The organism is Mesorhizobium sp. BH1-1-5 (assembly GCF_020165615.1).
GTDB lineage: Bacteria > Pseudomonadota > Alphaproteobacteria > Rhizobiales > Rhizobiaceae > Mesorhizobium.
The window spans coordinates 182,012-206,534 of the sequence record NZ_JAIUIM010000012.1; the positions used below are offsets into that span (position 1 = coordinate 182,012).

Here is a 24,523-nt window from a genome sequence, read left to right on the forward strand (position 1 = left end):
TCCTTAGTCGCCTCTCTTCGTGAAACCGTCGATCGCGCCCGCGAGAAGGTCAGCGAAACGCGCCACCCCTTCAGGGTGAGAAATGTTGTCGTTTCGCACCTCGATCAGGCTGTGGGCGATGCCGTTGCGCTCGCCATGCACCGGTACGAACCAATCGGATCGATCGCTGATCGTGTAAGGCTCCTGCATGCCGATCGAAAGATCCGACGCGGCGACAAGGAGATATTGTCTGAGCGCAGGCGAAGTCCGCGCGTCCTTCCTGTAAAGGAAGCCGATGTCCCACGGCCTCGACACGCCCCGCAGCACCGGATTGAAGCTGTGGATCGCGAAGATGGCCTTCGGCCTGCGGTCCCGGATCGCCTGCGCCAGCGCGCGGTCGAACGGCTCGAAAATCTCGGTGGCCCGCTGCGCCCGTTCCCGGGCGTCCAGGTTCCTGTTGGCCGGGATTTCCGTCCCGTCGCTGACCGGCGGTATGGAGTCGTCGGCCTCCGTCGGCCTGTTGCAATCGATGACCAGCCGGCTGTATCGCTGCGCGACGAGGCGCGCATCGAGGCGCTTGGAGAGCATCAAGGCAAGATCGCGCGCGCCGATGTCGTAGGCGATATGCCTGTCCATCTCGCTCGCCGCGATGCCGAGGTCTCCCAGGGAGGATGGGATCTCTCGGCCGGCATGTTCGCAGACGAGGAGCACATCGCCGCTGCCGTTGGGATTGACGATCTCCACGGGGGAGGGATCGGAAGCGCCGAGAAGCGTCGATTGTGGTTGATTGGAAATATTCATAATGCCTTCTCTGTCTGGGCAAGGATGATGAAAAATTTTCATCAATGTCAAATCTAAAATGACAATTGACTAAATTTTTTCTGCGTGGGAGGAAGGTGGGAATGGAACTCAGGGCACAGATCGAAGAGCTTGAGAGCGCATTGACGCCGGCCGAGCGGAAGCTGGCCTCGACGTTGCTGGCAGACTATCCGTTTGCCGGGCTGCAGACGATCCAGACGCTCGCCGACAAGACCGGTGTATCGGCCCCCTCGATCACGCGCTTCGTCGCCAAGCTGGGCTGCCAAGGCTACCAGGATTTCCAGCACAAGCTCATCGGCGAGCTCAAGGAGTGGCATCGCTCGCCGGTGGAGCTGCACGGCAAAAGCTCCCACGGCGCGAATTTCCTCGAAGCCTATGTCGAACGCGCGAGCCAACTGGTGCGCGCGGTTCCCGCCGCGCTGACGCAGGTGCAGTTCGAGCGCATCTGCAGCATGGTGGCGGACGAAAGGCGAGCAATCTATCTGATCGGCGGCCGCATCAGCGACCCCATGGCGCAGCATTTTTCGCGCCATCTGCGCCAGATCCGGCGCGACGTCTTTCACATCCCGCCCGATCCGGAAGTCTGGCCGGAATACATCCTGCGGATGAAGGCGCGCGACGTCTTCGTGGTGTTCGATTTTCGCCGCTACCAGCCGCGCCTCGAGCAGCTCGTGCGCACGGCCAGGCAGGCGAGCGGCATCGAAGTCCTGCTCTTCACCGACAAATGGCTGTCGCCGGCCTCGAGCGAAGCGACCGAGGTCATCGCGCTCTCGATCGACAACGGAACGGCATGGGACACCTACATCGGCGCCATGGTCACGGTCGATGCGATGATCACCCACATTTCCGAACGGGATTGGAATTCCACTAGCAGCCGCATCCGCGCCTGGGACGCCTTGCGGCTGGACAAGGAAAGGAAGTCGACAAAATGATAAGGGAACCCCTGCTCTTCGTCGCGACATGCGACGTTTCGGGGCGTGTTCGGGGCAAGGCATTTCCTCTCGATTTTATTGAGAAGCGGGCAGGGCGCGGCGTGGGCTGGACGCCCACCAACGTACAGATCACCTGCTTCGATGCGATTGCTGAAAGCCCGTATGGTTCGCTTGGTGATCTCTTGCTGGTGCCCGACCGGGACAGCCGCGTGACGGTGGATTTCGAGGATGGCAGCCCCGCCGAGGACTTCATGCTCGGCGACATCCTGACCCTCGACGGCGCTCCCTGGGAGTGCTGCACGCGCTCCATCCTGAAATCGGCGCTGAAGAAGCTGGACGACGTCGCGGGTGTCCGGTTGATCGGTGCCTTCGAACACGAGTTCCATCTCAAGGCCAGCGACGGCGGCGGTGCCTATTCGATGGAGGGCTACCGCAACCGGGCGGCATTCGCCGCAACGCTGATGGCCGCGATCAAGACGGCCGGCCTCAAGCCGGACACGGTGATGAAAGAATACGGCGTCGGTCAATACGAGGTGACGATCAGCCCGGAGCGCGGCGTGCGCGTGGCCGATGCCGGCCTTGTCCTGCGCGAGATGGTCCGCGCCACGGCGCGACGCTTCGACGACGAGGCAAGCTTCACCCCGATCCGCCATCCCGACGGTGTCGGCAATGGCGTCCATATCCATCTCAGCTTCGAGGACTCCAGCGGCCGCCCCGCGACCTATGACGAGAGCGGTCCGCACGGCATGTCCGCGATCACCCAAGGGTTCGTCGCGGGCGTGCTGAAATATCTCGACAGCATCGTCGCCTTCACGGCGCCGTCGTCGGTTTCCTATCTCAGGCTGACGCCGCATCGCTGGAGCGCGGCCTTCAACAATCTCGGTGTCCGCGACCGGGAAGCGTCGGTGCGGATATGCCCGACCACCGCGCGCGATCCGGAGGGCGTGGCCAGGCAATACAACATCGAATTCCGCGCGGCCGACGCCGCCGCATCGCCGCATCTGGCGCTCGCGGCTATCGTTCATGCCGGAGTGCAGGGCATTGTGGAAAAGCTCGAGGCGCCGCAGGCGACGCAGGAAGATCTTTCGCTGCTCGATCCCGCGGCGCTCGCGGCCCGCGGCTTCACCCGGTTGCCGCAATCGCTTGGCGAGGCAATCGAGCGGATGATGGCCAACGAGACCGTGCGCGGCTGGTTCCCCGCCGGCTTTTGCGAGGTCTACCGCGACCACAAGCGCGGCGAGTTGAAGTTCCTCGGCGACCGCAGCGTGCTCGATCAATGCAAAGCCTATGAGGCGGTTTACTAGAGCAATTCCAGGAAAAGTGTGCGCGGTTTTCCGTCCGGAATTGCGTCAAAACAAGAGATAGGGCGTTTCGCCGTTTTCGTAAAACGGTGAAACGCCCTAAACCCCTTTCGGCTTGCGACCGCGGCGGCTTGGCGTGGCGGTCGCGAGCGGTTTCTGGTCGACGGTGATATTGTAGGGCGCGCGCGTCGCTTCGATGCGCTCCATCCGCTTGGCGAAGGAATCGCCGTGCTTGCGGGCGACGGCCGCGATCAGCGCTTCCATCAGCGCGAGCGACGGCGTCATCGTATCGAAAGGCGACACGGTTTCGACCGGCGCCGAAAAGACGATCGTCGCCCTTTGCGCGATGGGGGACCGCCAGCGATCGGTGAAGAGGACAATCTGCGCCCCGCGCCCCGCGGCGGCTTCCGCAAACTGCACGACGTCGATCTCGTAGCGCCTGATGTCAAAGACGACCAGAAGGTCGCGCTTGCCGAAATCCACGAGCCGGTCCGCAAGTTGCGATCGGTCGTGGGTCAACAATTGCACGCCGGGCCGGATCTGCTGCAAATGCCATTGCAGCATCGCCGCGAGGAAGCCGCTGACGCGGCCGCCAAGGCAACTCAGGCGCAGCTTGGGGTCGCTGATCAGGTCGACCGCATCGGCGAACTGGGCCGGGAGGATTTCCCGCTCCATCACGCCAAGGTCGCGGGCCACGGCCTGCAGGTAGCCTTGCCAGACCTCGCGGCTGCCGAGCGACCGGCTCGACGAAGACAGCATCGTCATCGGTGAATTGAGGTGGGACGCCACCTCGTCGAGCAGTGCCTGCTGCATGTCGGCGAAGCGCTCGTAGCCAAGTTTGTTGGCGAGCCGCGCCACCGTCGGATCGCTGACGCCGGCGCAGCGCGCCAGATGCGATGCCGAGACCAGCGCGGCGGAGGGATAGTTGTTGAGGAGCTCGCGGACGACCTTCTTCTCCGAATTGGTGAAGACGAAATCCTCGCTCGTCAGGCGCTCCCGGATCCTCATGCGGAGAGGCCCCCGTCGACGACGATCTCTGAGCCCGTCAGATAGGCGGAGCGGTCGCTCGCGAGATAAAGTGCTGCCTCGGCGACTTCTTCGGATCGTCCCGCGCGGCCGGCGGGGATGGCGCCGATGATGCCGGCATTCCGCTCCGGCGGGTTGCACGCCATCATCGCCGTGTCGATCAGCCCCGGCATGATGGCGTTCACGCGGATGCCGAGTGGGGCGAGCTCGCGCGCGGCCGCCCGGCTCATGCCGCGGATCGCCCATTTGGTCGACATATAGGCGAAGGCTCCGGTCGAGCCGCTGAGCGCCGCCACCGAGCAGATGTTGACGATCGTCCCGCGTCCCGCCGATCGCATGGCGGGCAGGACCGCCTGCATGCCGATCAGCACGCCGCGCTGGTTCACCCGGTAATGCGCATCCATGTCCGCTGCCGACGTGTCGACGAAGGATGCAGGCTCGAAATAAGCGGCGTTGTTGACCAGGATATCGATCCGCCCGAAGCGGCCGACCGCTTCCGCGACGACTATGTGCCAGTCGCTTTCGCTCGATGCGTCATGCGACAGGCGCGACAGGGCGTCGCCGGCTTCGGGAAGCTGCTGCGGCTTCAGGTCGGTGGCCACGACGCGGCATCCTGCCGCCAGAAAAGCCTGGGTTATCGCGTCGCCCATCCCGCCGGCGGCGCCGGTGACGATGGCGACGCGGCCTTCAAGCTCGCCCCGTTCGCCGCTCATGCGTAAACCCCGCGCGTGCCGAGCCAGCCGCCGTCGACGGCCAGCACCTGGCCGCTGACATAGGACGCATCGTCCGAGCAGAGAAAGGCGACGACCGAAGCGATTTCCGGCGGCTGGCCGCTGCGGCGGGCCGGGATGGTGTCGATCATGTTGCGCTTGTACCAGGGGTCGTTCTGGACGAATTCGCGATTGCTCGGCGTTTCGATGAGCCCCGGCGCGATCGCATTGACGCGGATGCCATGCTGGGTGACGTCCGCCGCAACGTTGCGGGTGAACTGCGCGATCGCGCCCTTGGTCGTGCCCGTAGATCACCGAGCGCGGGAAGCCAACCTCGCCGAAGATCGACGCGATGTTGACGATCGAGCCGCCCGGCCGGCTGATCACGCGCAGCGCTTCGCGCGTGAGGCGGATCGTGGCGCGCAGATTGATGGCCATGGTGTCGTCGATATAGTCGTCGTCGCTCTCCTCGAGCGTGATGAGACGGCCAAGGCCGGCATTGTTGACCAGGAAGTCGATGCCGCCGAGCTTATCCATCGCTGTCCGCACGATCGCTTCCGGTGCCTCCTTCGATGCGATGTCGATCAGCAGCCTGGGCGTGGCCATGGCGTCGGCCAGATCGGCATTGCGATCGACGGAGAGCACATCGGCGCCTTCGGCGCGAAGCCTCTGCGCCGTGGCCAGGCCCAAGCCGCTCGCCGCGCCGGTGACGACGGCGCGCTTGCCTTTGAATCGCATCTCGGATCTCCTCGGAAAAGCAGTCTTGAATTTTTTACATATTTCCATAGTTTGCATCAAAATATCAGAAATTCAACATTTCCTTCCGGGAGCCGCAAAGCCATGAAAAACGACCTCTCGGTGGCCCTCACTTTCGACGTCGACGGCCCTTCGGCGTGGATCGGGACCATGGAAAGCCGCAATCCCTCCATGGTGTCGCGCGGCGAGTTCACGGTGGTAGCGACGCCGCGCGTGCTTTCGCTCCTGAAGAAGCACGACATTCCCGGAACCTTCTGCATTCCCGGCCACAACATCCTGGCTTTCCCGGATCTCGTCCGGGCGATCCGCGACGACGGCCACGAATTCGGCCATCACGGCTGGGTGCATGAGAACCCAGCTAAGTTCGGCAGGGACGATGAGCGCCGCATCATCGAGAATGGCCTCGCCGCCTACCGAAAGCTCGACATCAGCCCGGCCGGCTACCGTTCTCCCGCCTGGGATTTCAGCGAGAACACAGTCGAACTCCTGGAAGAGTTCGGCTTCCTCTACGATTCGAGCTGCATGGCGCATGATTTTCATCCCTACTATCTGCGCAAGCACGACAAGTGGGGCCTGGACGAGCCCTACAAATTCGGCCCTGCGACCGATATCGTCGAGCTTCCCGTGACCTGGGGGCTGGACGACTACCCGGCCTTCGAGGTCGTCGCCGGCTGGAACCAGGGCTATTCGAATCCGCGCGACATCGAGGAAATCTGGTGGGATGACTTCCAGTATGCGCTTCAGAACTGCAAGGGCGGCATCTACACGCTCACCATGCATCCCGAATTCATCGGCCGCGGCCACCGCATCATGATGCTCGACCGGCTGATCCAGCGCATGAAGGCCTGCGCGGGCGTGCATTTCACCACGCTCGGCGCTTATGCCGCCGAATGGAAATCGGAGAACCCGCTCGAAAAGTGGAAGTCGGAAAACCCGATGCGCACCGGCGTCAACAGCTTCTCATCGCTCTGACCGGCTGGCTACGGCAACAGGACGAGTGCTCCGCTGGTCCTGCGGGCTTCCAGGTCCCGATGGGCGTCCGCGGCCTGGGCCAGATCGTAGGACGCAGGCTGCCCGACCCTGACGGCGCGCTGGCGCAATGCCGCAAAAAAGCGGTCGACGTGCGGCGCGAGCTTCTCGGGCGCGTCGGTATAGTGCCCGTAATTGGGCCGCGAAACGGTGATGGACTTGGAGGCGAAACGGCCGACGTCCCAGTTGCCGATCGGTCCCGATGCCTGGCCGAAGCTGACGAGATGGCCGCGCACGGCGAGCGCGGCGAGCGAGCCGCCGAACGTGTCGGCGCCGACGGCATCATAGACGACATCCGTGCCGGCGCCGTTTGTGAGCCGCATGACCGCCTCCGCGAAATCCTCGCGCGAATAGACGATGACGCGATGCGCGCCGAGACCTTCGACGATGCGCGCCTTGTCGTCGCTCGACACGGTTGCGATCACAGTTGCGCCGAGATGTCGTGCCCATTGCACCAGCAACTGGCCGATGCCTCCGGCGGCGGCGTGGATGAGCACGACTTCACCCGGTCTGACGGCATGGACGTCGTGCAGGAGAAAACTGGCCGCCACGCCCTTGAGCAGGCTCGCGGCGGCGGTTTCGTCCGATATGTCGTCCGACAGGCGCACCAACAGATCGGGCACCATGTTGCGGCGCTCGGCATAGGCGCCGACCGGCGGGCAGGCATAGGCCACGCGATCGCCGATCGACAGGCCGGAGATCGCCGAACCAACCGCCTCGATGACACCTGCCGCCTCCATGCCTGGAACGCCGGGCAGCCGCAGCAGATCGAAGAAGCCGGTGCGGCAATAGACGTCGATGAAGTTGACGCCGATCGCCGTGTGGCGGACCCGCACCTCGCTGGGCGCAGGCGGCGGCAATGCGATTTCCTTCAGCTCCAGCACTTCCGGTCCGCCATAGCGCTCAACAAGAATCGCGCGCGTCGTTTCTCGCGTGTCGAGGGACGGTGCGAGGATCGCCCGCGCGGGGATCGAAATGGGTGCGGCGCCTGTCGGCCTCGACGGCATGATGGCCGGCCTTGCCTCGGCCGGCATGGCGGCGTCGCGGCGTGCGAGGAGAGTGCGGATCGCGGCAAAGCCGGCGCGATAGATGTCTTCGGCGACCAGCTTCACCAGTTCGTCGCGGCGATGCGCCGGTGGATCGAATTCAGAGCGCCATTCCCAGAAGGTGGCGTTGCCGTCGGTCACCGGCTTCAGCCGTATCGATGCGACATAGCCCATCAACGGCAGCGGCGCCTCGAGCAGGCAGTAGCTCAGCCGGCGCTCCTTGTCGGAGAGCGCCAGAAGCTGCTCGCGCAATTCCCCGCCGTCGGCCAGGCGGAAATGGCGAACGGCGCCGACCGTGTCGGCCGGCTCGCCGCCGTCGATCTCGCTCGCCGCGATGGCCGGGTGCCAGCGGTCGTGGCCGTTGAAGTCGCGCAGGATCGCCCAGACCTCCTCGATCGGGGCATCGATGATCGTGCTCTGGCGAACCTGGACCATTCGCGGCGGGTCAGCGTCCGAAGCGCTGCTTCAGCGCCGTCAGCGCGGCCTGGAACACGCCGCTGCCGATCTGCTGCGTCAGCGCCGCCTCGCGCCCGGGCGCGCAGTCGAACTCGGCCTGCCACTCTGCCAGGGTCAGATTGCCGTCGGTTATCGGCGTCAGCGACAGAGTGGCGACATAGTTCTCCACCTGCATCGGGCTCTCCAGGATCGCATAGCTGCAGGAGAGGTCGTAGTCCGACAGCGCCAGCAGTCGCTCGCGGATGCGTCCGCCGTCCTTGAGCGTGAAACTGCGGATGCAGCCGATCCGGTCGGCATGCGCGTTCTGCTCGATGCGGCTTTCGGCCACGAAAGGCGCCCAGCCCGGCAAGCCATTGAAGTCGCGCACGACCTTCCAGACGTCCGCGGCCGGGGCCGGGATGACCGAGGAGACATAGACCTTGGTCATGCCGGGCGACCGCCGAGATAACTACGGAGTCGTCCGCCCTCGGGAAACGACCTTGCGGACATCTCGTCAATGGTCGCGGTCGTCATCGTCGTCCTTGGCGGTCTTGCCCTTGCCCTTCTTGTCGCGGGCGAGATTCGAAATGTCCTTGGCGTCGCGCAGTACGTCGGTCATCCGTCCGAGCGAACCGCCCTCGATGCCGATCTCCTTCATCAAATTGTCGATCATCGGCGCCTGCACTCGGTAGCGCAGCGCCGAATCGATCACCTCGTCGGTGACGTTGCGGTTACCGCCAGGCCCGCCATTGATGCCGTCGACATGCAGGATCTTGATGCCGTCGATCTTCTCCATCGGCTTGACGCTCTCGCGGATGATGCCTTCCATGTGATCCAGCAATTTGCCGCGCAGGCGGCCGGCGCGCGCCTCGCTGGAGAGAAGGTTCTCGGCTTCGTTGATCTGCCGGTGGCCGGTCGCGTCGACTTCGTAGCGCTGGGCCGCGGCAAGCGCGTGGATCTTTTCCGATTCCGCGGCGGCGACGGCCGCGATCTTCTGCGCCTCCGCCAGGCTCTTCGCGGCCTTCATCTCGGCTTCGGCGGCGGCCGTCACACGAAGGGCCTCGCGCTCCGCCTCGCGTTGGGCGGCGATCAGGTCGGTCAGCTTGCGGCGCTCGGCGATCTCGCGCTCGCGGGCGGTCAAAGCCTGTTCCTCGGCCTGGATGGCCTTGGCGCGAACGGCTTCCGAAGCGGCGATGGCGGAGGAGCGTTCCTGCGTCTTCTTGGCGATGTCGATAGCCTTCTGGATTTCAGCGATCTCGATCTTCTGATCGCGGTCGACGCCGAGCTGGCGAATGTCTCGCTCCTTGATGAGACGAGCCTCCTCGATGCCGCGCTCGGTGGTGATGCGGGCCCGCTCGACCTCTTCGCCGGCCGAGATCTCGGCTTCCTCGAAGGCCTGGCGCTTGGCGATCTGCAAGGCTTCGAGATGGCGCTCCCTGTCGATCCGCACCTCATCGACGGCGCGTTCCTGCTCGATCCTCGCGGTCTCGGTCGCCTGGTTCTCGACGATCTCGGCGCGGCGCTTCTCCGCCTCCGCCCTGGTCACTTCAAGCGCCTTTTCGGCCAGCGCGATCTGGCGTTCGAGTTCGGCGATCTCGAGCGACTTCTTGCGTTCGATCTCAAGCCCGCTCTGCGCGCCTTCGCGTTCGATGCGCGCCTTCTCCAGCGAGAGTCCGAGCGCGATCTGCTCGCGCTCGGTCAATTCGCGCATCTTCATCTCGGCCTCGTCGAGCGCGCGGCGGCGCGCGATCTCGCGGCGCTGCGTGTCCTCCTCGCTACGGATGCGTTCCTCTGTGATGCTCCGCTCCTGGGCGAGACGCGATTTCTCCACCGCCTCGCGCGCGGAAAGCTGCGCCTGTTCGGCCTCCTGGTCGCGCACGGCGCGCTCCCTGGCGAGCTCGGAGCGCTGCGCCGCGCGACGGATCTCGACTTCGCGCTCCTGCTCCAGGCGCGCATATTCGGTGTCGCGCTCGATCTCCAGCACCTTGCGCTGCGTGTCGAGGTTCTGGTTGCGGATGTCGACGAGAGTGCGCTGCTCGATCTCGTTGCGCATGCGGCGTCTGGTCTCGATGGACTCCGTCAGCTGCGTCAGGCCTTCGGCATCGAAGGCGTTGGACGGATCGAAATATTCGAGGCTGGTCTGGTCGAGGTCGACGATGGCGACACTTTCCAGCTCGAGCCCGTTGGCGGCCAGCGAATCCGAAGCAAGGGCCTGGACCTTGTTGGCATAGTCGCCGCGCAGCTCGTGCATTTCTTCCAGCGTCATCTGCGCGGCGACGGTGCGCATGGCGCCGGCGAACTTGCCTTCCAGCAATTCGCGCAGGCTGTCGGGTTGCAGCGTGCGGCGGCCGAGTGTCTGCGCCGCGGCGGCGACGAACTCGCGACTCGCGCCGACGCGCACGAAGAACTCGGCGATGAGGTCGACGCGCATGCGGTTCCTGGTGATCAGCGCCAGTGCGTCCTCGCGGCGAACCTCGATGCGCAGCACACCCATGTTGACCGGAGTGATCTCATGCAGCACCGGAATGACGAAGGCGCCGCCATTGACCACCACCTTCTCCCCCAGGAAGCCGGTGCGCACGAACGCCGTCTCCTTGGTTGAGCGGCGATAGAGCCACCGCAGGATGTAGACGGCGATCACCACGACGACCGCGGCAACGATCAGCCACAACAGGAAGGCGCCAAAGCTCTGCGCGTCCATGATTTATTCTCCCCTACACAATCCGGTCAGTGCCAGGCGCCCGGCACCAATTTCGAAGATCCGTCCGCCGTCCGGTAAAGTCCAACTGTTCATGCCCGCCTCTGCAGCTTTGGGCCGATCGCGTGGAAAGCGCTGATCACCGCGTCGATGAAAGGCGTGTCGTTGATGTTGGCGCGCACCCGCTCGACATGGCGTTGCGGCGTCCGCCGAACGGTCTTCTCGATCGCTTCGAACAATGCGTTGTCGGCTTCCGGATCGTGAAAGGGCTGGCCGGGCGCGTCGAGCAGCGAAACGCCGCCCTCGGGCAGCAGGAAGCGCACCGGCCCGTCCATGGCGTTGAGCCGCCCGCCGATCCATTCGCCGAAGGCGCGGTTCTCGTCGCGGGTGGTGCGCATCAGCGTGACGTTGGGATTGTGGATGACGAATTTGCGGCCGCGGAACTTCTCCGGCACCGTCTCGCGCGGGCCGAAATTGACCATGTCGAGCGCGCCGGCCGAACCGACATAGGGCAGCCTTGTGCGGATCGCCGCCCCGAAACGATCCTCGGTCGCCGGGAAGACGCCGCCGACGATCATGTCGGCCACTTCGGTCGTGGTGAGGTCGAGGAAGGCCGACAGCAACCGGGAATCGCCGAGATTCTCCATGGCGCGCCCGCCGATACCGGTGGCGTGGAAGACGAGGCAGTCATAATCGGCTTCAAGCCGCTTCGTCACCGCTTGCACCGCCGGCGTGGTGACGCCGAACATGGTGATGCCGAGGGCAGGGCGCGCCAGCTTGCGTCTGGCGTCCCACGCCTCCGCATTGGGCAATTGCGCGACCATGCCGGCCATGGCGTGGGCGGCGTTGGACAGCACCTGCTCGGTGATGGAGTTCAGCCCCTGAACGTCGGCGACCGAATGGAACATCATGATGTCGGCGCCGCCGACATATTTGGCGACGTCGCCCGCGGCCACCGTCGAGACCATCAGCTTTGGGATGCCGACCGGCAGGACCCGCATGCCCGATGTCGCCAGCGTGGTGCTACCGGAGCCGCCCGCCGAGATGACGCCGCCGATGCGCGGCTCGCGCTCGATCCACCGCGCGAAAGCCTCTGCCATGGCGCTGACCGAGCCGCCGCGATCGTCGGTGAACACGGCTGAGGATCCGCGCATGTGCATGCCGGCCACCTGCATGGCGGGCACGTCCGCGCTGGACGGCTTTCCCGATGTCGACAGGTCGACGGTGCGGACAGGCAGCCCGAGCGACTTCAGCCGATCGGCGACGAAGCGCAATTCCTTGCCCTTGGTGTCGAAGGTACCGACGACCAGCACGGTTTTGCCGATGCGCTCGGCGAAAGGTATGGCGAAGACCTTCCTCGGGTCGTCCTGGGGCGCGGTCTTGTCGACGGCCGCCTGCCTCAGTTCGGTGACAGGCACGTTCCAGCGGTTGGGCAATTGGGTGACGGGCCGGTAGACGCCATCGCCCCCCGCCGGTTCGATGGATCCGGCGGCCGCGCGGTCCACGCGATAGACGGCCGCCAGTTGCTCCTTTGCCTGCGCCGCTTCCGTCGGCGTGACAGGCGCTTCCTCGGCGTGGCGTCCGACGCCGAGCAGCCGCTGCTGCAGGTCGCGGTCGGCGGCGAGCGCGGCCGCGTCCATCAGCCGGTTGATCCGGCCATTGACCATGATCGCGACCTGGCTGGAGACGGCGGTCGCCACCCCGATATTCTGCTCGATGACGAGCACCGCCATCTCGCCTTCCGCGGCAAGGTTGACCAGCATCTTTTCGACCTGCTCGACGATGATCGGCGCCAGGCCCTCGGTCGGCTCGTCCATCACCAGGAGCTTCGGCTCGCTGAGCAGCGCGCGCGAGATGGCGAGCATCTGCTGCTCGCCCCCCGACAGTTGTGACCCGCCATTGTGCCGCCGCTCCGCTAGGCGCGGAAAGGTCTGGTAGACGCGCTCGACCGTCCAGGCGGCGTCACGCCGGTTGCCGGCGGCAAGCCGCAGATGCTCGTCGACCGTCAGGCTCGGCCAGACGCGCCGCCCCTGCGGGACATAACCGATGCCGAGACGGTGGATCTCGTGCGGCTCGAGCGCGGTGATCTCGCGGCCGTCGAAGCGGATCGAGCCGGAACGCGCGCGTTTCAATCCGACGATGGTGTTGCACAGCGTCGACTTGCCCATGCCGTTGCGGCCGACCACGGAAAGCACGCCGCTCTCCAGCGTCAGCGAAATCCCCTGCAGCGCATGGCTTTCGCCATAGAAGACCTGCAGGTCTTCTATCTTCAGCACCGCCCTGGCGCTTTTGCCGGCGGAGCGTTCAGCCATGCTTGCCTCCGAGATAGATCTGTTGGACCTCCGGATCGGCCTCGATTTCCTGCGGCGTGCCTTCCTTGAACAGGTGCCCATTGTGCATCATCGACACGTAGTCCGCCACGCGCAGGGCGACGTCGAGATCGTGCTCGATGATAATGAAACCGATATGCTTGGGCAGCGCGTTGAGGATGGCGACGAGGTCGCGCCGCTCGGTCGGCGAAAGACCAGCCGCCGGCTCGTCGAACAGTATGAAGCGCGGCGCGCCGGCGAGCGCCAGCGCGATTTCGAGCTGGCGCTGCTGGCCGTGGCTGAGCGTCGCCACCAGTGCGTCGCGATGGGCTTCGAGATGAACGGCCTCGAGTATCGATCGCGCCTGTACCATGTTGACGTCGTCGTCGGCGGGCCTCAACAGCGAAAACCGCCGGCGCGAGACGCCCCGGCAGGCGAGAAAGATGGAATCGAGGACCGACAGTCCCTTGAACAGTTGCGAGATCTGATAGGTGCGGCGCAGGCCGCGGCGGATGCGCTCATGCGGCGGCAGGTCGGTGATGTCCTCGCCGAAGAAGCGGATGCGGCCGGCGGTGGGCAGGAAGTCGCCGGTCACGGCGTTGAACAGGGTGGTCTTGCCGGCGCCGTTGGAGCCGAGGACCGCGCGCCGCTCGCCGGCCGCGATCCTCATGTCGATGCCCGAAAGCGCCACCAGCGCTCCGAAATGCCGCGCAACGCCATCGAGCTCCAGCGCGTAGGCACCGGAGCTCTGCAGACGGTTCGCGGCCAGGTTTTCGGTCACTGACGATGCTCTTGCAGGTGCTGTTATGGGCAGCTCGGATTGTCGCGGTTGACCGCCCCGAGCTTCATGAACTCGTCTTCGGGAATGCCGAGCGTCTGATTGACCTGCGGCACGACCTTGACCAGCTTGTTCAGGAGATTGCCGTCCGAACCTTCGGTGACCTCGGTCAGGAAGATGTCGGCGACGGCATTGCGGTTCTTGTCGAGCGACACCTTGCCGGTCGGCGTGTCGAAGGACAGCTTCGACAAGGCCTCGCGCAACTTCTTGCCGCCGTCGGAGACGTCGCCGCCGACCTGGTCGAGCGCCAGCAGCGTCGCCTTCATGTTCACATAATAGCCATGGGCGAAGAGCGACGGCGAGGGGAAGGCGCCCGGCTGCTTCTTGTAGGCGTCGACGAACGCCTTCCATGCCGGCGCGTCATTGGTATCGGCCGTCGGTCCAGCCGAGGGCGTGCCCTTGAGCACGTCGCGCAGCTTGCCTTTGGAGGTCAGCACGGTCTGGTCGACGGTGATCGAGCCGCCGATCAGCGGAGCCGACCCGCCGGCCTGCTGGTACTGGGTCAGGAAGTTGACGGCGTCGGCGCCGCCGAGCGCCACATAGATGGCGTCGACATCCTCGGGGATCGCCGCGATGACGGAGGAGAAGTCCTTGTTGCCGATCGGCACCCAGGATTTCGACGGCACGTGCCCGCCGGCCTTGCAGAATTCGGCCATGAAGCCGAAGACCTGCGTGTAGGGGAAGGAATAATCCTCGGCGACGGTGGCGACCTTCTTGTAGCCCTTCTCGTTGAAGGCATAGGTGCCGAGGCCTGCCATCCACTGCGCGCCGTCGGTGGAGAAGCGGAAGAAGTTCTCGGCCGGATTGCGCAGCGTCGTGTCCTGCGCGGCCGAGGTTCCGTTGATGAACGTCACGTCGGGCTTGGTCTTGGCGTAATCCTTGACGGCGAGGCCTTCATCTCCCGAAAGCGGGCCGACCAGCACCTTCACGCCGTCTTGCTCGACCAGCTTGCGCGCGGCGCGCACGGCGCTGTCGGGCGAGGCGTCGGACGAGCCCTTGACGATCTCGATCTTCTTGCCGGCGACGGTGCCGTTGGTCTCGGCGACCGCCGTCATGGCGCCGCGTTCGCCGTCCTCGCCGAGCACCGTGAACGGTCCCTCGAAAGTGGCGAGCAGGCCGATCTTGATCGTGTCGTCGGCGGCGAGCGCCATCGAAGGCGCGGTCAGCCCGGTGAACAGCGCCAGGGCCAGAAGTGTACGTCTGTGCATTTTCGGTTCCTCCCGTTTGATTGGTCAGCAGTCGTTCATCCGCGCCAGCCGCTAGGGGCCGGCGCGCAAGGATCCCTGGGCAAGATGTGGCTTGATCCTCCCCCACAACCCAAGAATTCCATCCGGCGAGACGAAGACGATCGCCAGGAACACCAGCCCGATCAGCGTGTTGAAACGCTCGGCGCCGACGATGTCGATGGCGAAGGTCTGCATCAGTATGACGACGATCGCGCCGACGAACGGCCCGATCGGGTGGCGCAGGCCGCCGATGACGGCGATGATCAGGATGTCGATCGCCACGTCGACACCGATCGTGCCGGGCGAGACGCGTCCGTTGAACCAGACCAGAAGCACGCCGGCGAGCCCGGCGAGGATGCCGGCCAGGAACCAGGCGAAGACCTTGTGCGCGGTGACATGGTAGCCCAGCGCCCGCATCCTTCGCGGGTTGTCGCGGATCGCCTGCAAGGTCATGCCGAAGGTGGAGCGGGAGCCGTAGAGCACCGCCGCGTAGGACAGCATCGCAAGGCCGAGACAGAGGAAATAGAAGGGTTTCGGATCCCGCCAGTCGATGCCCCAGAACACCGGCGCGTGGATACCGGCATAGCCGGAATGGCCGTTGAAGATCGCGTAGTTCTGCTGGGCGAAGTAGAAGGTCGCCGTCGCGATCGCCAGCGTGATCATGAGCGTGTAGATGCCTTCCGTGCGCACCGAGATCCAGCCGATCAGCGCCGATGTCACCGCTGCCGCGGCGACCGCGAAGGGGACGACGATCCACCACGGCCAGCCGAAGCCGAGCACGTTGGAAGTGTTGCTGCCGAGGATGGCGACGGCATAGGCGGCGATGCCCGCGACCGTGATCTGGGCCAGGCTGAGCATTCCGCCATAGCCGGCCAGCAGCATCAGCGACAGCGCCAGCACGCCGAAGATCATCGAATAGCCGGCGATCTGCGTCAGGAAGAAATCCGATGCCACCAGCGGATAGAGAAGGAGCGCGACGGCCAGGATGACGTGACCCGCGCCGATCCTGTCCAGCCAGTTCTGCTGCGGCGCCGCGCCGTCGGCGGCTGTGGCCAGGCTCATCGCGCCTTCCCCATGATGCCTTGCGGCCGCACCGCCAGCGTCATCACCATGATGACGAAGGTCAGCACCACGCCATAGGTCGGGAAGTAGACGAGGCCGATCTGCTCGGCGAGGCCAATGAGCAGCGCTCCGATCGCCGCGCCTGTGATGGAGCCCATGCCGCCGACGATGACCACCACCAGCGAGGCGAGCAGATAGCGCACGTCCTCGCCCGGCGCGACCGAGAGCGCCGACCCGCCGACGACGCCGGCGAAACCCGCAAGCCCGGCGCCGACCGCAAAGACGATGGCGAACACCGCATGCACATTGACACCCGAAGCCGACAGCATGGCGCGGTCGTCGACGCCGGCGCGGATCATCATGCCGACGCGCGTCTTGTTGAGCATCAGCCACAGCCCGACCCCGATGACGATCGCCGCGGCCAGCACGACCACGCGGTAAAGCGGATAGGTCAGGAAGACCGAGGCGCCGTTCGAGCGCACCGCGGTGATGACGGGCAAGGTCAGGGCGCCGTCGAGCCATTCCGGCGTCGCGATCTGGTAGGTGCCTCCGGCCCAGACCGCCAGCATAAGGTCGGCGGCGACGATCGAGATGCCGATGGTGACCAGGGTCTGCCTGAGGTCGTCGCCCTCCAGGCGGCGGAAGACGAAAACCTGCATGACGACGCCGATGATGGCCATGACGACGAAGCCGGCGGCGACGCCGAGCAGCCAGTAGCCGGTGCGGCTGGTGACCTCGTAGCCGATATAGGCGCCGAGCAGGTAGAGCGAGCCGTGCGCCAGGTTGATGTTGCGCATCAGGCCGAAGATCAGGGTGAACCCGCTGGCGACCAGGAAATAGAGGCCGGCGAGCGTCAGGCCGTTGAGGATGGCGCTGACGAACGCCTTCTTAGAGATCAGGATCGCATTCAGCCAGGCGGGCCAGATAGCGAAGACCAGCCAGGCGACGATCGCCGCGGCCAACAGGCCGACAAGGCCCCAGACCTGGCGGCGCGTCACGCCGCCGCCCGACAGCGAAGCGGACGATGGCTGGTCGAGAATGCTCATGCGGTCAGCCGCCGGCGCTGCTCGTTCATGCGCGGCGCCTTGTGGAACTTGCCGTCCTTCATGATGGCGAGGATGCGGTTCTTGTCCTGCAGGATGCGCACATCCGAAATCGGATCGCCGTCGATCAAAAGGATGTCGGCAAGGTAGCCTTCCTTGATCAGGCCGAGCTCATCGCCCATGTTCATGATCTGGCCGCCATATTTGGTGCCGGCCTGGATCGCCTCCATCGGCGAGAAGCCGAGCATCTCGACGAAGGTCTGGATGTCCTTGGCGTTGGTGCCTTGCGGCGTCCAGGCGAAGCCGTAGTCGCCGCCGATGCACACACGAATGCCGCGCCGGTGCATCTTCTTCATCGTGTCGATGCACATTTCGAGCTCGCGCTCATATTCGAGCGACAGCGGCGAGCCGGGCTTGATGCCCCATTGCTCCGCGTAACGCGCGGTGTTGATCAGCCAGGCGATGCCCGGCGCGACGAAATGCTTGTCCTTGACCGCCTCGAGCATGTCGAGCGCTTCCTCGTCGGCGAAGGAAGCGTGGTAGATGTTCTGGATGCCGTGGCGGACGCACTGCTTGACCGAGCCGGACGAGCGCGCATGCGCCGACAGCACCTTGTTGCGGCAGCGCGCCTCGGAAGCGGCCATCGCGACCTCTTCCTCGGACATCGGGGTCTCTTCCGCGCCCATGCCGGTGATGCTCTCGCCGGAGAGGTTGAGCTTGATGGAATCGACGCCGTATTTGATCAGCTGGCGCACCGTGCGGCGGATCTCCTCCGGGCCGGAGACGACGATGCCGAGATTGAGGCCCTCATGCGGAATATGCGAGGGCGCGGAATCGCCGAGGCCGCCGACCGTGGTGATCTCAGGCCCGGCCGCGAGGTAACGCGGGCCTGGAAACCGGCCCTGGTTGATGAATTTCTTGGCGACGACGTCGAGCCGCGGCTTGGCGGCGGCCGCGCCCCGGCCGGCGGTGAAGCCGGCGTCGAGCACCAGCTTGGCCATCTCCATGGTGACCAGCATGTGCTCCTCGATCTCCATCATCTGGATGGGATCGATGCCGGGCGCGTTGTTCCAGGACAGATGCAGATGCGCGTCGATCATGCCGGGCATCAGCGTCGCGCCCATGCCGTCGATCACGGTTGCGCCCCCCGGCGCGCCGCCGTTGTAGGAAGACGACGACGAGGAGCCGAAGCGAGACGAGCCCTTGGTGATCTGCTTGATGCGGTTGCCCTGCACCAGCACCTCGCCGGTGTAGGGGTATTCACCTGATGCGTCGAGCACGCGCACATTGGTGAAGAGCGTGCTTCCCGACCCGTTTCCGGCCCAGTTTTCGTCTGCCATAACAAGCCTCCCAACTTGCCGAGCGCGTAAGTCTACGCCCGATCCGAAATCCTCACCTATCAACCCGTCTCAAAAAATCGGCGAGCCTGGAGCTGCTTTCCCGCGGACTTTCCACCGTGGCCCAGTGTCCGCACCGATCGAGCGAGGAGAATATGGCTCCCTTGATCTTGTCGGCAAGCGCCTGGGCGACGCCCGGCGGATTGACGGTGTCGGCATCGCCGGTGACGAGCAGGGTCGGCGCCGAAATCCGGCGCGCATCGACCGCGGCGGCTTTGGCCAGGGCCTCGCAGGTGCGGGCATAGGATTCGGGGTCCTGGCGGGTGATGGATTCGCGCACGAAGGCCGCCGCCGCGGGAGATGTCTCCCTTGTGTGGACCGAGATCGCATTGGCGACGATCTGATCGGCGATGTCGGAAATGCCGCCGGAGCGTGCCAGGCGCGCCCGGTTGCCGAGCCCCTGCCGGGTTGCCTCGCCCGGTTCTGCCAAGGCGCCGAACAGCGTCAGCGAGGCGACCAGCGCGGGCTGCGTCACCGCGATCTGCTGGCACACGATGGTGCCCATCGAATGGCCGACGAAATGCCCTGACGTCACGCCCATGCCGGCCATGGCGCGGATCACGGCTTCGCTCATTCCTTCGATGGTCAGCGGCTCGATCGGCCGCGGCGAGCGGCCCGACCCCGGCAGGTCGAGCCGGATGACGCGGTAACCCGAGAGCGCACCCATCTGCGGCTGGAACATGTTCGAGGTTCCGCCGAGGCCGTGGATCATCACCACGGCCGCGCCTTCGCCAGTCGCTTCCGCGACGACCTGGCCGACAGTCACGGTCGTCATTGCGGCCTCTCCACGAAACGGTTCTCCAGCGTGCCGATGCCGTCGATCTCGATGCGCACGACGTCGCCGGGCTTGAGATATCTGGGTGGATCGAAGCCGATGCCGACACCGACGGGCGTGCCGGTGGCGATGATATCGCCGGGCTTGAGCGTGATGCCTTGCGACAGCGTGGCGATGATGGTCGGGATATCGAAGATGAGCAGCGATATCCGCGAGTCCTGACGCAGGTCCTCATTGACGAAACAGCGGATGCCGGCACTGGCGAGATCGAACTCGTCCCGGGTGACGGCCCATGGACCCATCGGACAGAACGTGTCCTGCGATTTGCCGATCAGCCACTGGCTGTACTTGCCTTGCAGGTCGCGCGCCGTAACGTCGTTGACGATCGTGTAGCCCCAGACGTGGTCGAGGGCGTCTTCCTTCGAGATGCCGCGCCCGCCCTTGCCGATGATGACGGCGAGCTCCGCCTCATAGTCGATCGCCGTCGAGACAGTGGAATCGATCAGCACGCTGGCGTGGTTGGGGACGACCGATTCCGGCACTTTGGAGAAGATGATCGGGTGCTTCGGCACCGCGCCGGCGCCGGCGCTGGAATCGAAGCCTGAGCGGGCAAACTCGTGCGCGTGCTCATGGTAGTTCTTGCCGACGCAAAAGATGTTGCGGCGCGGCTGTGGAATCGGAGCTTCGATCTCTACCCCCGCCAACGGGATCGGGGAAAGGGTGCGCGGCAGGCCGGCTCCATTGCGTTCGATCAGCGCCAGCAGACCGGCTTCGGCGCGTTCGACCGGGAAATCGAAGGGGGCGACGGTCTGGGCGGCAAGATCGACCAGGCCGACCCGCCTTTCGCCGGCGAGCGAGAAAGTCGCGACCCGCATGAAGTTCCTCCCGTGAACCAATTTTGAGCCAATTTTCCGCTCTTTTGAAACACGCTAGCGCCAATTGGCTTAGGCCGCAAGCCGGATTCGAATTGGCTGTATGAAATAGTTCCAATGCTCGCAGCCATGTAAATGCGGACCCATTTGCAGGCTAGCATGATGGACGGGCGCACGAAAAGCTGCTATGAATGGTTCATTATTGGATCAGATAAACGCTGCCAAACATGCCCAAGCTGGTTGCAAACGACATCGCCATCGCCTTGAAGAAACGGATTTCGCTGGGCGAATGGATGGAAAACGGCCGTATGCCGCCCGAGCGTGACCTGGCGAGCGAGTTCGGCGTGGCGCGCAACACGGTGCGTCGCGCCGTCGGCCTGCTCGAGGATGACGGCACGGTCGTGCGACATGTCGGTCGTGGGACCTTTTTGACGGCAGCCAATCCCGCTTCCATGGCCGCGACCGTCGCGCGCATGGAAGGGACCAGCCCGGCTGACATGATGGAGATCAGGCAGTTGCTGGAGCCGGCGGCGGCATCCTTCGCCGCGACCAATGCCAGCGCCGGCGAACTGAACGCGGTGCGCGAGGCGCACAAGATCGCCTGCGCGTCCCAGGACATGCCGACGTTCGAGCACTGGGACGCGGAATTCCATCACCGCATCTTCGCATGTTCGCGCAACGACTTCCTCAAGGAGATCCACAATCTCATGCGCATCCTGCGCAATCAGCGGCCGTGGTTCGAGATGAAGAAGCGTTCCTTCTCGGAGGAGCGCCGCGCCACCTATTGCAGCGAGCACCAGGTCGTCCTGGATGCATTGCTGGCACGCGACTCCGAGGGCGCCAGCAACGCCATGCTGACGCATCTGAGGACCGTCGAGCGCAATCTTCTGGGGAGGTAGTCGCCCCGATGAAGGACCCCGAGTCGACATTGCATGAGGATGCCACTATATAGCGCCTGCTTCGGCGCGGGCCGAGGCAGCGTTGACCGGAAAGCTGTGACACAGTCTGTGCTACCCATCGTGATACAAATGCGCTGTCAAAGATAGAAAAAAGCCAACAAAAACAATGACGACGGCCTTCTCTCGATCCCGGCCAACAATCCCATCATTCTCAACGATCTGAACGTGCACCTCGAACCTTTCCATTCCTTCGGTTTCGCGTACCACGGGCAAGATGTCTTGCCGGTCGAGGCCGACTCGGCTCGAATGGGGCATGCATCCTTTGCGGGGTGCCGACGTTCATGGCTACCAACCGGCTTTGCCGCCAGGGAAGAAGCAGTATGAGTGAACATGCGATCGAGTTCTTGCGCGGATGGATTGGCGAGAAAGTCCAATGCCAGCACTCGCCGATCAAGATCGAGCAGGCCGAGACCCTCGCCAGGGAGTGCTGTGCCAAGGCCGCCGAGGCGGGCATTCTGCTTGAGGACATCCAGGAAGAGGTCGGCGATATCCAGGAACTGATCGCGTCGCGCCTCGAGGAAGCCGCCGAAGAGGGCACCAGCGAAGCGAAGCCCGACAAGCCGGCGGAATAAATACCCGCCTGCCACAGGCCGCCGGCGTTCTATCCAAATTTTTCCTTCAGCCATTCCTTCGGCAGCGCCGGCACGAAATTGCCGCCGCGTCCGGTCATATCCTCATTCGCCACCAATGCGTTGAGGATCGCTTCTTCGACGCCTTGCACGACCGCGTCGAAGAACGGGTCGATGTCGACGTCCGGGATGAACTCAGCGCGGGCGATGCGGCCGGAAGCCGCCTGGGCGGCCTCCGGATTGGCGGTCGAGAAGGCAAGAAAAATGTCGCCCGAACTGTGGTAGCCATAGCCGCCGGTCATGGCGATGCCGAGCGGCACGCGCCTGGCGAGCCGCTTCATTTGATGCGGCAGGAACGGCGCGTCGGTGGCGACGATGGCAATGATCGAACCCTTTTCGGCGCGCGCCGTCGCCTCGCGGATCGCCGGGTCGGCAAGCTCCGGCCCGATGCGCCGGCCACGAATGGTGAAATTGCGCCGTTGGCCGAAATTGGACTGCACGAAAACACCCAGCGTATAACGCCTGTCCTGCCATTCGACGATGCGCGAGGCGGTGCCCGATCCGGCCTTGAAGCCGAAGGTGATCATGCCGGTGCCGCCGCCGACGCTGCCTTCGTCGATGGCCCCGCGGCTGGCGCTGTCGAGCGCTGAGGCGACATGCTCGAAGCCGACATGGTGGCCGTTGATGTCGTTGAGAAAGCCGTCATAGGTCTCGGCCGCCACCGGCAGGCCCCAGCCTGTATCGAGCGCGCCTGGCAGCACCTTGTGCATCCAGCGCAGCGTGCCGTCGCGGGTGACGCCGCAGGAATGCGTGTTGGTGATGGTGACCGGCAAGTTGAAGGCACCGGTTTCCTCGATGATATGCGTTCCCGTCAACTCGCCATTGCCGTTCTGGCTGAACACGCCGGCGAATACCGGCGTCGCGAGATCGGCGGTCGGCCTCGGCAGGATCGCGGTGACGCCGGTGCGTACCGGGCCGTTGCCGACCTGCAGCGGACCCTCGCCGGAAATCAGCGTCGTGTAGCCCACCGACACGCCCGGCACATCGGTGATGGCGTTGAAACGGCCGGGCGTGCCGTCGAGCGCGATGCCGAACGAGCGCAGGCGCGGCTTGCCCGACGGGGTGATAAGATGCGGATCGTGGCTGCCCATGCAAACCTCAGAACAATGAGCCCTGATTGCCCGGCTCCTTGGCCTTAGCGGGCGATTTCGCGGCCAGCTTCGGCCGCGCCCCGCCGCTGGTGGCGATGGCTTCGGCATTGCCGTCGGCGAATTCAAGCTGCAGCGCCGCGCCCGGCGCAAGCTCCGCGACCCGCTTGACGACGGCGCCGTCGGCGTCCTTGACCAGCGCGAAGCCGCGCGCCAGCACGGCCTTGTGCGACAGCGTCGAAAGCAGCCGGTCCGCTTGGGTCAGCGCCGCGCGCAGCCGGTCGAGCCGCCGTGCCAGCGCCTGGTCCTGCCTGCGCGACAGTCCGGCCAGCGCGTCGGACTGCAGCTTCTGCCGCCTGGCGATCGGCGCCGGCGACAGGCGTGTCGATGTGCGCTGGAAGCGCGCGCGCCGTTCGCGCACGATGGCGAAGAACGCGGCTCGCGCCCGGGCAATGTCGCGGCCGGTCAGCGTGCGCGCTTCGTTGAGGCGCCGCGACAGGGTCGCCGGCGTCAGTCTTTGCCGCTCCAGTGTCGCCCGCTTGCGCTCGATATTCACCGTCAGCCCGCGGCCGAGGCGGCTGGTAGCATCGTCGAAACGGCGGCGCGGCAGCGCCAGCAACTGGTCGGGCGAGGGGAGCGCGCGTGCCGCGGCGCGCACCGCCTGACGCTTGCGCTCCAGATGCCGCGAGGCGCAGGCGTTGAGCCGCGCGCCGAGGCTGGCCAAGGTTGCCTCCAGATCCGCCCTGACCGGCACGGCGATCTCGGCCGCGCCCGTCGGCGTCGGCGCGCGCATGTCGGAAACGAAGTCGATCAGCGTCGTATCGGTCTCGTGGCCGACGGCCGAGATCACGGGGATGCCGGACGCAGCGACGGCGCGCGCCAGCCCTTCGTCGTTGAAGCCCCAGAGGTCCTCGAGGCTGCCGCCGCCGCGCGCCACGATCAACAGATCGGGCTGGGGGATGGGGCCGTCCCATGTCAACGCGTTGAAGCCGTTGACGGCTGCGGTGACTTCCCTTGCCGTCGTCTCGCCCTGGACCCTGACCGGCCAGACCAGGACATGAAGCGGAAACCGGTCCTTGATGCGATGGATGATGTCGCGGATCACCGAGCCGGTCGGCGAGGTGACGACGCCGATGACTTTGGGCATGAACGGCAGCCGCCGCTTGCGGCCGGCGTCGAACAGGCCTTCGGCCTGCAGCCGGCGCTTGCGCTCTTCCAGCAGCGCCATCAGCGCGCCGGCACCCGCCGGCTCCAGATTGTCGATGACGATCTGGTAGTTGGATTTGCCGGGATAGGTCGTCAGCTTGCCGCTGGCGATCACCTCCATGCCTTCCTCGGGGCGGAACTTCAGCCGCGCCATGGTGGTCTTCCAGACCACGGCGTCGATCCGAGCGCGGTCGTCCTTCAACGCGAAATAGGCGTGGCCGGACGAATGGGGGCCGCGATAGCCGGAAATCTCGCCACGCACCCGCACATTGCCGAAGGCGTCCTCGACAGTGCGCTTCAGCGCGCCGGAAATCTCGCTCACCGTGTATTCGGTGGCGTTGCTGCGTGATTCGGTTGCTGTTTCACTCATGTGGCGATTGGGGAGCGC

General features: G+C 65.2%; 22 protein-coding genes and 1 pseudogene. 5 read left to right on the forward strand and 18 right to left on the reverse strand.

Annotated features, from left to right (window positions below):
* Positions 1-3: 3 nt before the first annotated feature.
* Entirely contained in the window at positions 4-822 is an 819-nt protein-coding gene (locus tag LB572_RS18045) for an N-formylglutamate amidohydrolase (RefSeq protein ID WP_224668672.1), read from the reverse strand.
* 59 nt (positions 823-881) lie between these two features.
* Between LB572_RS18045 and LB572_RS18050 the strand changes: the two genes are divergently transcribed.
* Both LB572_RS18050 and LB572_RS18055 read left to right on the forward strand, forming a co-directional pair.
* Positions 882-1,730, forward strand: coding sequence for a MurR/RpiR family transcriptional regulator (locus LB572_RS18050; protein ID WP_140802216.1), 849 nt, complete (start codon positions 882-884; stop codon positions 1,728-1,730).
* Positions 1,727-3,034, forward strand: a complete 1,308-nt coding sequence (locus LB572_RS18055; protein ID WP_224668643.1) for a glutamine synthetase family protein — start codon at positions 1,727-1,729, stop codon at positions 3,032-3,034. Before LB572_RS18050 ends, LB572_RS18055 begins: the two co-directional genes overlap by 4 nt.
* Positions 3,035-3,130: 96 nt before the next feature.
* On the opposite strand, the gene LB572_RS18060 is transcribed toward LB572_RS18055, so the two are convergent.
* From LB572_RS18060 to LB572_RS34730, 4 genes and pseudogenes are all read right to left on the reverse strand, one after another.
* On the reverse strand, positions 3,131-4,039 hold the full coding sequence (locus LB572_RS18060; protein WP_140802214.1) for a MurR/RpiR family transcriptional regulator: 909 nt from the start codon (positions 4,037-4,039) through the stop codon (positions 3,131-3,133).
* The gene (locus LB572_RS34720) at positions 4,036-4,770 is read right to left on the reverse strand and encodes an SDR family oxidoreductase (protein WP_224668644.1); all 735 of its coding nucleotides are present in this window, start codon (positions 4,768-4,770) and stop codon (positions 4,036-4,038) included. Before LB572_RS34720 ends, LB572_RS18060 begins: the two co-directional genes overlap by 4 nt.
* On the reverse strand, positions 4,767-5,054 hold the full coding sequence (locus LB572_RS34725) for an SDR family NAD(P)-dependent oxidoreductase (protein WP_412033574.1): 288 nt from the start codon (positions 5,052-5,054) through the stop codon (positions 4,767-4,769). Before LB572_RS34725 ends, LB572_RS34720 begins: the two co-directional genes overlap by 4 nt.
* 28 nt (positions 5,055-5,082) lie before the next feature.
* Positions 5,083-5,562 (reverse strand): annotated as a pseudogene (locus LB572_RS34730) (SDR family NAD(P)-dependent oxidoreductase); the annotation flags it as partial.
* Positions 5,563-5,607: 45 nt separating this feature from the next.
* On the opposite strand from LB572_RS34730, the gene LB572_RS18075 reads away from it, so the two are divergent.
* The gene (locus LB572_RS18075; RefSeq protein ID WP_224668645.1) at positions 5,608-6,495 is read left to right on the forward strand and encodes a polysaccharide deacetylase family protein; all 888 of its coding nucleotides are present in this window, start codon (positions 5,608-5,610) and stop codon (positions 6,493-6,495) included.
* An 8-nt stretch (positions 6,496-6,503) separates the two neighbouring features.
* Here the strand turns inward: LB572_RS18075 and LB572_RS18080 are convergent, their stop codons facing one another.
* The 11 genes from LB572_RS18080 to LB572_RS18130 all read right to left on the reverse strand — a co-directional run bounded on the left by LB572_RS18080 (position 6,504) and on the right by LB572_RS18130 (position 20,256).
* Complete coding sequence (locus tag LB572_RS18080; RefSeq protein WP_224668646.1) at positions 6,504-8,033, reverse strand: SRPBCC family protein; 1,530 nt, start codon at positions 8,031-8,033, stop codon at positions 6,504-6,506.
* A 10-nt stretch (positions 8,034-8,043) separates the two neighbouring features.
* A complete protein-coding gene (locus LB572_RS18085) occupies positions 8,044-8,481 on the reverse strand; it encodes an SRPBCC family protein (protein ID WP_224668647.1) in 438 nt (145 codons plus the stop codon).
* Between the two features lie 66 nt (positions 8,482-8,547).
* The gene (locus LB572_RS18090; protein WP_224668648.1) at positions 8,548-10,734 is read right to left on the reverse strand and encodes a flotillin family protein; all 2,187 of its coding nucleotides are present in this window, start codon (positions 10,732-10,734) and stop codon (positions 8,548-8,550) included.
* Between the two features lie 89 nt (positions 10,735-10,823).
* On the reverse strand, positions 10,824-13,043 hold the full coding sequence (locus LB572_RS18095; RefSeq protein WP_224668649.1) for an ABC transporter permease: 2,220 nt from the start codon (positions 13,041-13,043) through the stop codon (positions 10,824-10,826).
* Positions 13,036-13,821 carry an ABC transporter ATP-binding protein gene (locus tag LB572_RS18100; RefSeq protein ID WP_140802206.1) on the reverse strand — a complete coding sequence of 262 codons (786 nt, stop codon included), beginning with the start codon at positions 13,819-13,821 and terminating at the stop codon, positions 13,036-13,038. Before LB572_RS18100 ends, LB572_RS18095 begins: the two co-directional genes overlap by 8 nt.
* A gap of 23 nt (positions 13,822-13,844) precedes the next feature.
* Entirely contained in the window at positions 13,845-15,086 is a 1,242-nt protein-coding gene (locus LB572_RS18105) for an ABC transporter substrate-binding protein (protein ID WP_140802205.1), read from the reverse strand.
* Between the two features lie 51 nt (positions 15,087-15,137).
* Positions 15,138-16,166 carry a branched-chain amino acid ABC transporter permease gene (locus LB572_RS18110; RefSeq protein ID WP_224668650.1) on the reverse strand — a complete coding sequence of 343 codons (1,029 nt, stop codon included), beginning with the start codon at positions 16,164-16,166 and terminating at the stop codon, positions 15,138-15,140.
* On the reverse strand, positions 16,163-17,212 hold the full coding sequence (locus LB572_RS18115) for a branched-chain amino acid ABC transporter permease (protein WP_224668651.1): 1,050 nt from the start codon (positions 17,210-17,212) through the stop codon (positions 16,163-16,165). Before LB572_RS18115 ends, LB572_RS18110 begins: the two co-directional genes overlap by 4 nt.
* Complete coding sequence (locus LB572_RS18120) at positions 17,209-18,549, reverse strand: metal-dependent hydrolase family protein (protein WP_224668652.1); 1,341 nt, start codon at positions 18,547-18,549, stop codon at positions 17,209-17,211. The genes LB572_RS18115 and LB572_RS18120 overlap by 4 nt, the downstream gene beginning before the upstream one ends.
* Before the next feature lie 52 nt (positions 18,550-18,601).
* Positions 18,602-19,381: an alpha/beta fold hydrolase gene (locus LB572_RS18125; RefSeq protein WP_224668653.1), complete on the reverse strand. Its 780-nt coding sequence runs from the start codon at positions 19,379-19,381 to the stop codon at positions 18,602-18,604.
* Complete coding sequence (locus LB572_RS18130) at positions 19,378-20,256, reverse strand: fumarylacetoacetate hydrolase family protein (RefSeq protein WP_224668654.1); 879 nt, start codon at positions 20,254-20,256, stop codon at positions 19,378-19,380. The genes LB572_RS18125 and LB572_RS18130 overlap by 4 nt, the downstream gene beginning before the upstream one ends.
* A 224-nt stretch (positions 20,257-20,480) precedes the next feature.
* On the opposite strand from LB572_RS18130, the gene LB572_RS18135 reads away from it, so the two are divergent.
* Positions 20,481-21,152, forward strand: a complete 672-nt coding sequence (locus LB572_RS18135) for a FadR/GntR family transcriptional regulator (protein WP_140802199.1) — start codon at positions 20,481-20,483, stop codon at positions 21,150-21,152.
* Positions 21,153-21,532: 380 nt separating this feature from the next.
* The gene (locus LB572_RS18140; RefSeq protein WP_140802197.1) at positions 21,533-21,784 is read left to right on the forward strand and encodes a DUF768 domain-containing protein; all 252 of its coding nucleotides are present in this window, start codon (positions 21,533-21,535) and stop codon (positions 21,782-21,784) included.
* A 29-nt stretch (positions 21,785-21,813) separates the two neighbouring features.
* On the opposite strand, the gene LB572_RS18145 is transcribed toward LB572_RS18140, so the two are convergent.
* Both LB572_RS18145 and xseA read right to left on the reverse strand, forming a co-directional pair.
* Positions 21,814-22,932 carry a P1 family peptidase gene (locus tag LB572_RS18145; RefSeq protein ID WP_140802196.1) on the reverse strand — a complete coding sequence of 373 codons (1,119 nt, stop codon included), beginning with the start codon at positions 22,930-22,932 and terminating at the stop codon, positions 21,814-21,816.
* Between the two features lie 7 nt (positions 22,933-22,939).
* On the reverse strand, positions 22,940-24,505 hold the full coding sequence (gene xseA / locus LB572_RS18150) for an exodeoxyribonuclease VII large subunit (protein ID WP_224668655.1): 1,566 nt from the start codon (positions 24,503-24,505) through the stop codon (positions 22,940-22,942).
* Positions 24,506-24,523: the final 18 nt, after the last annotated feature.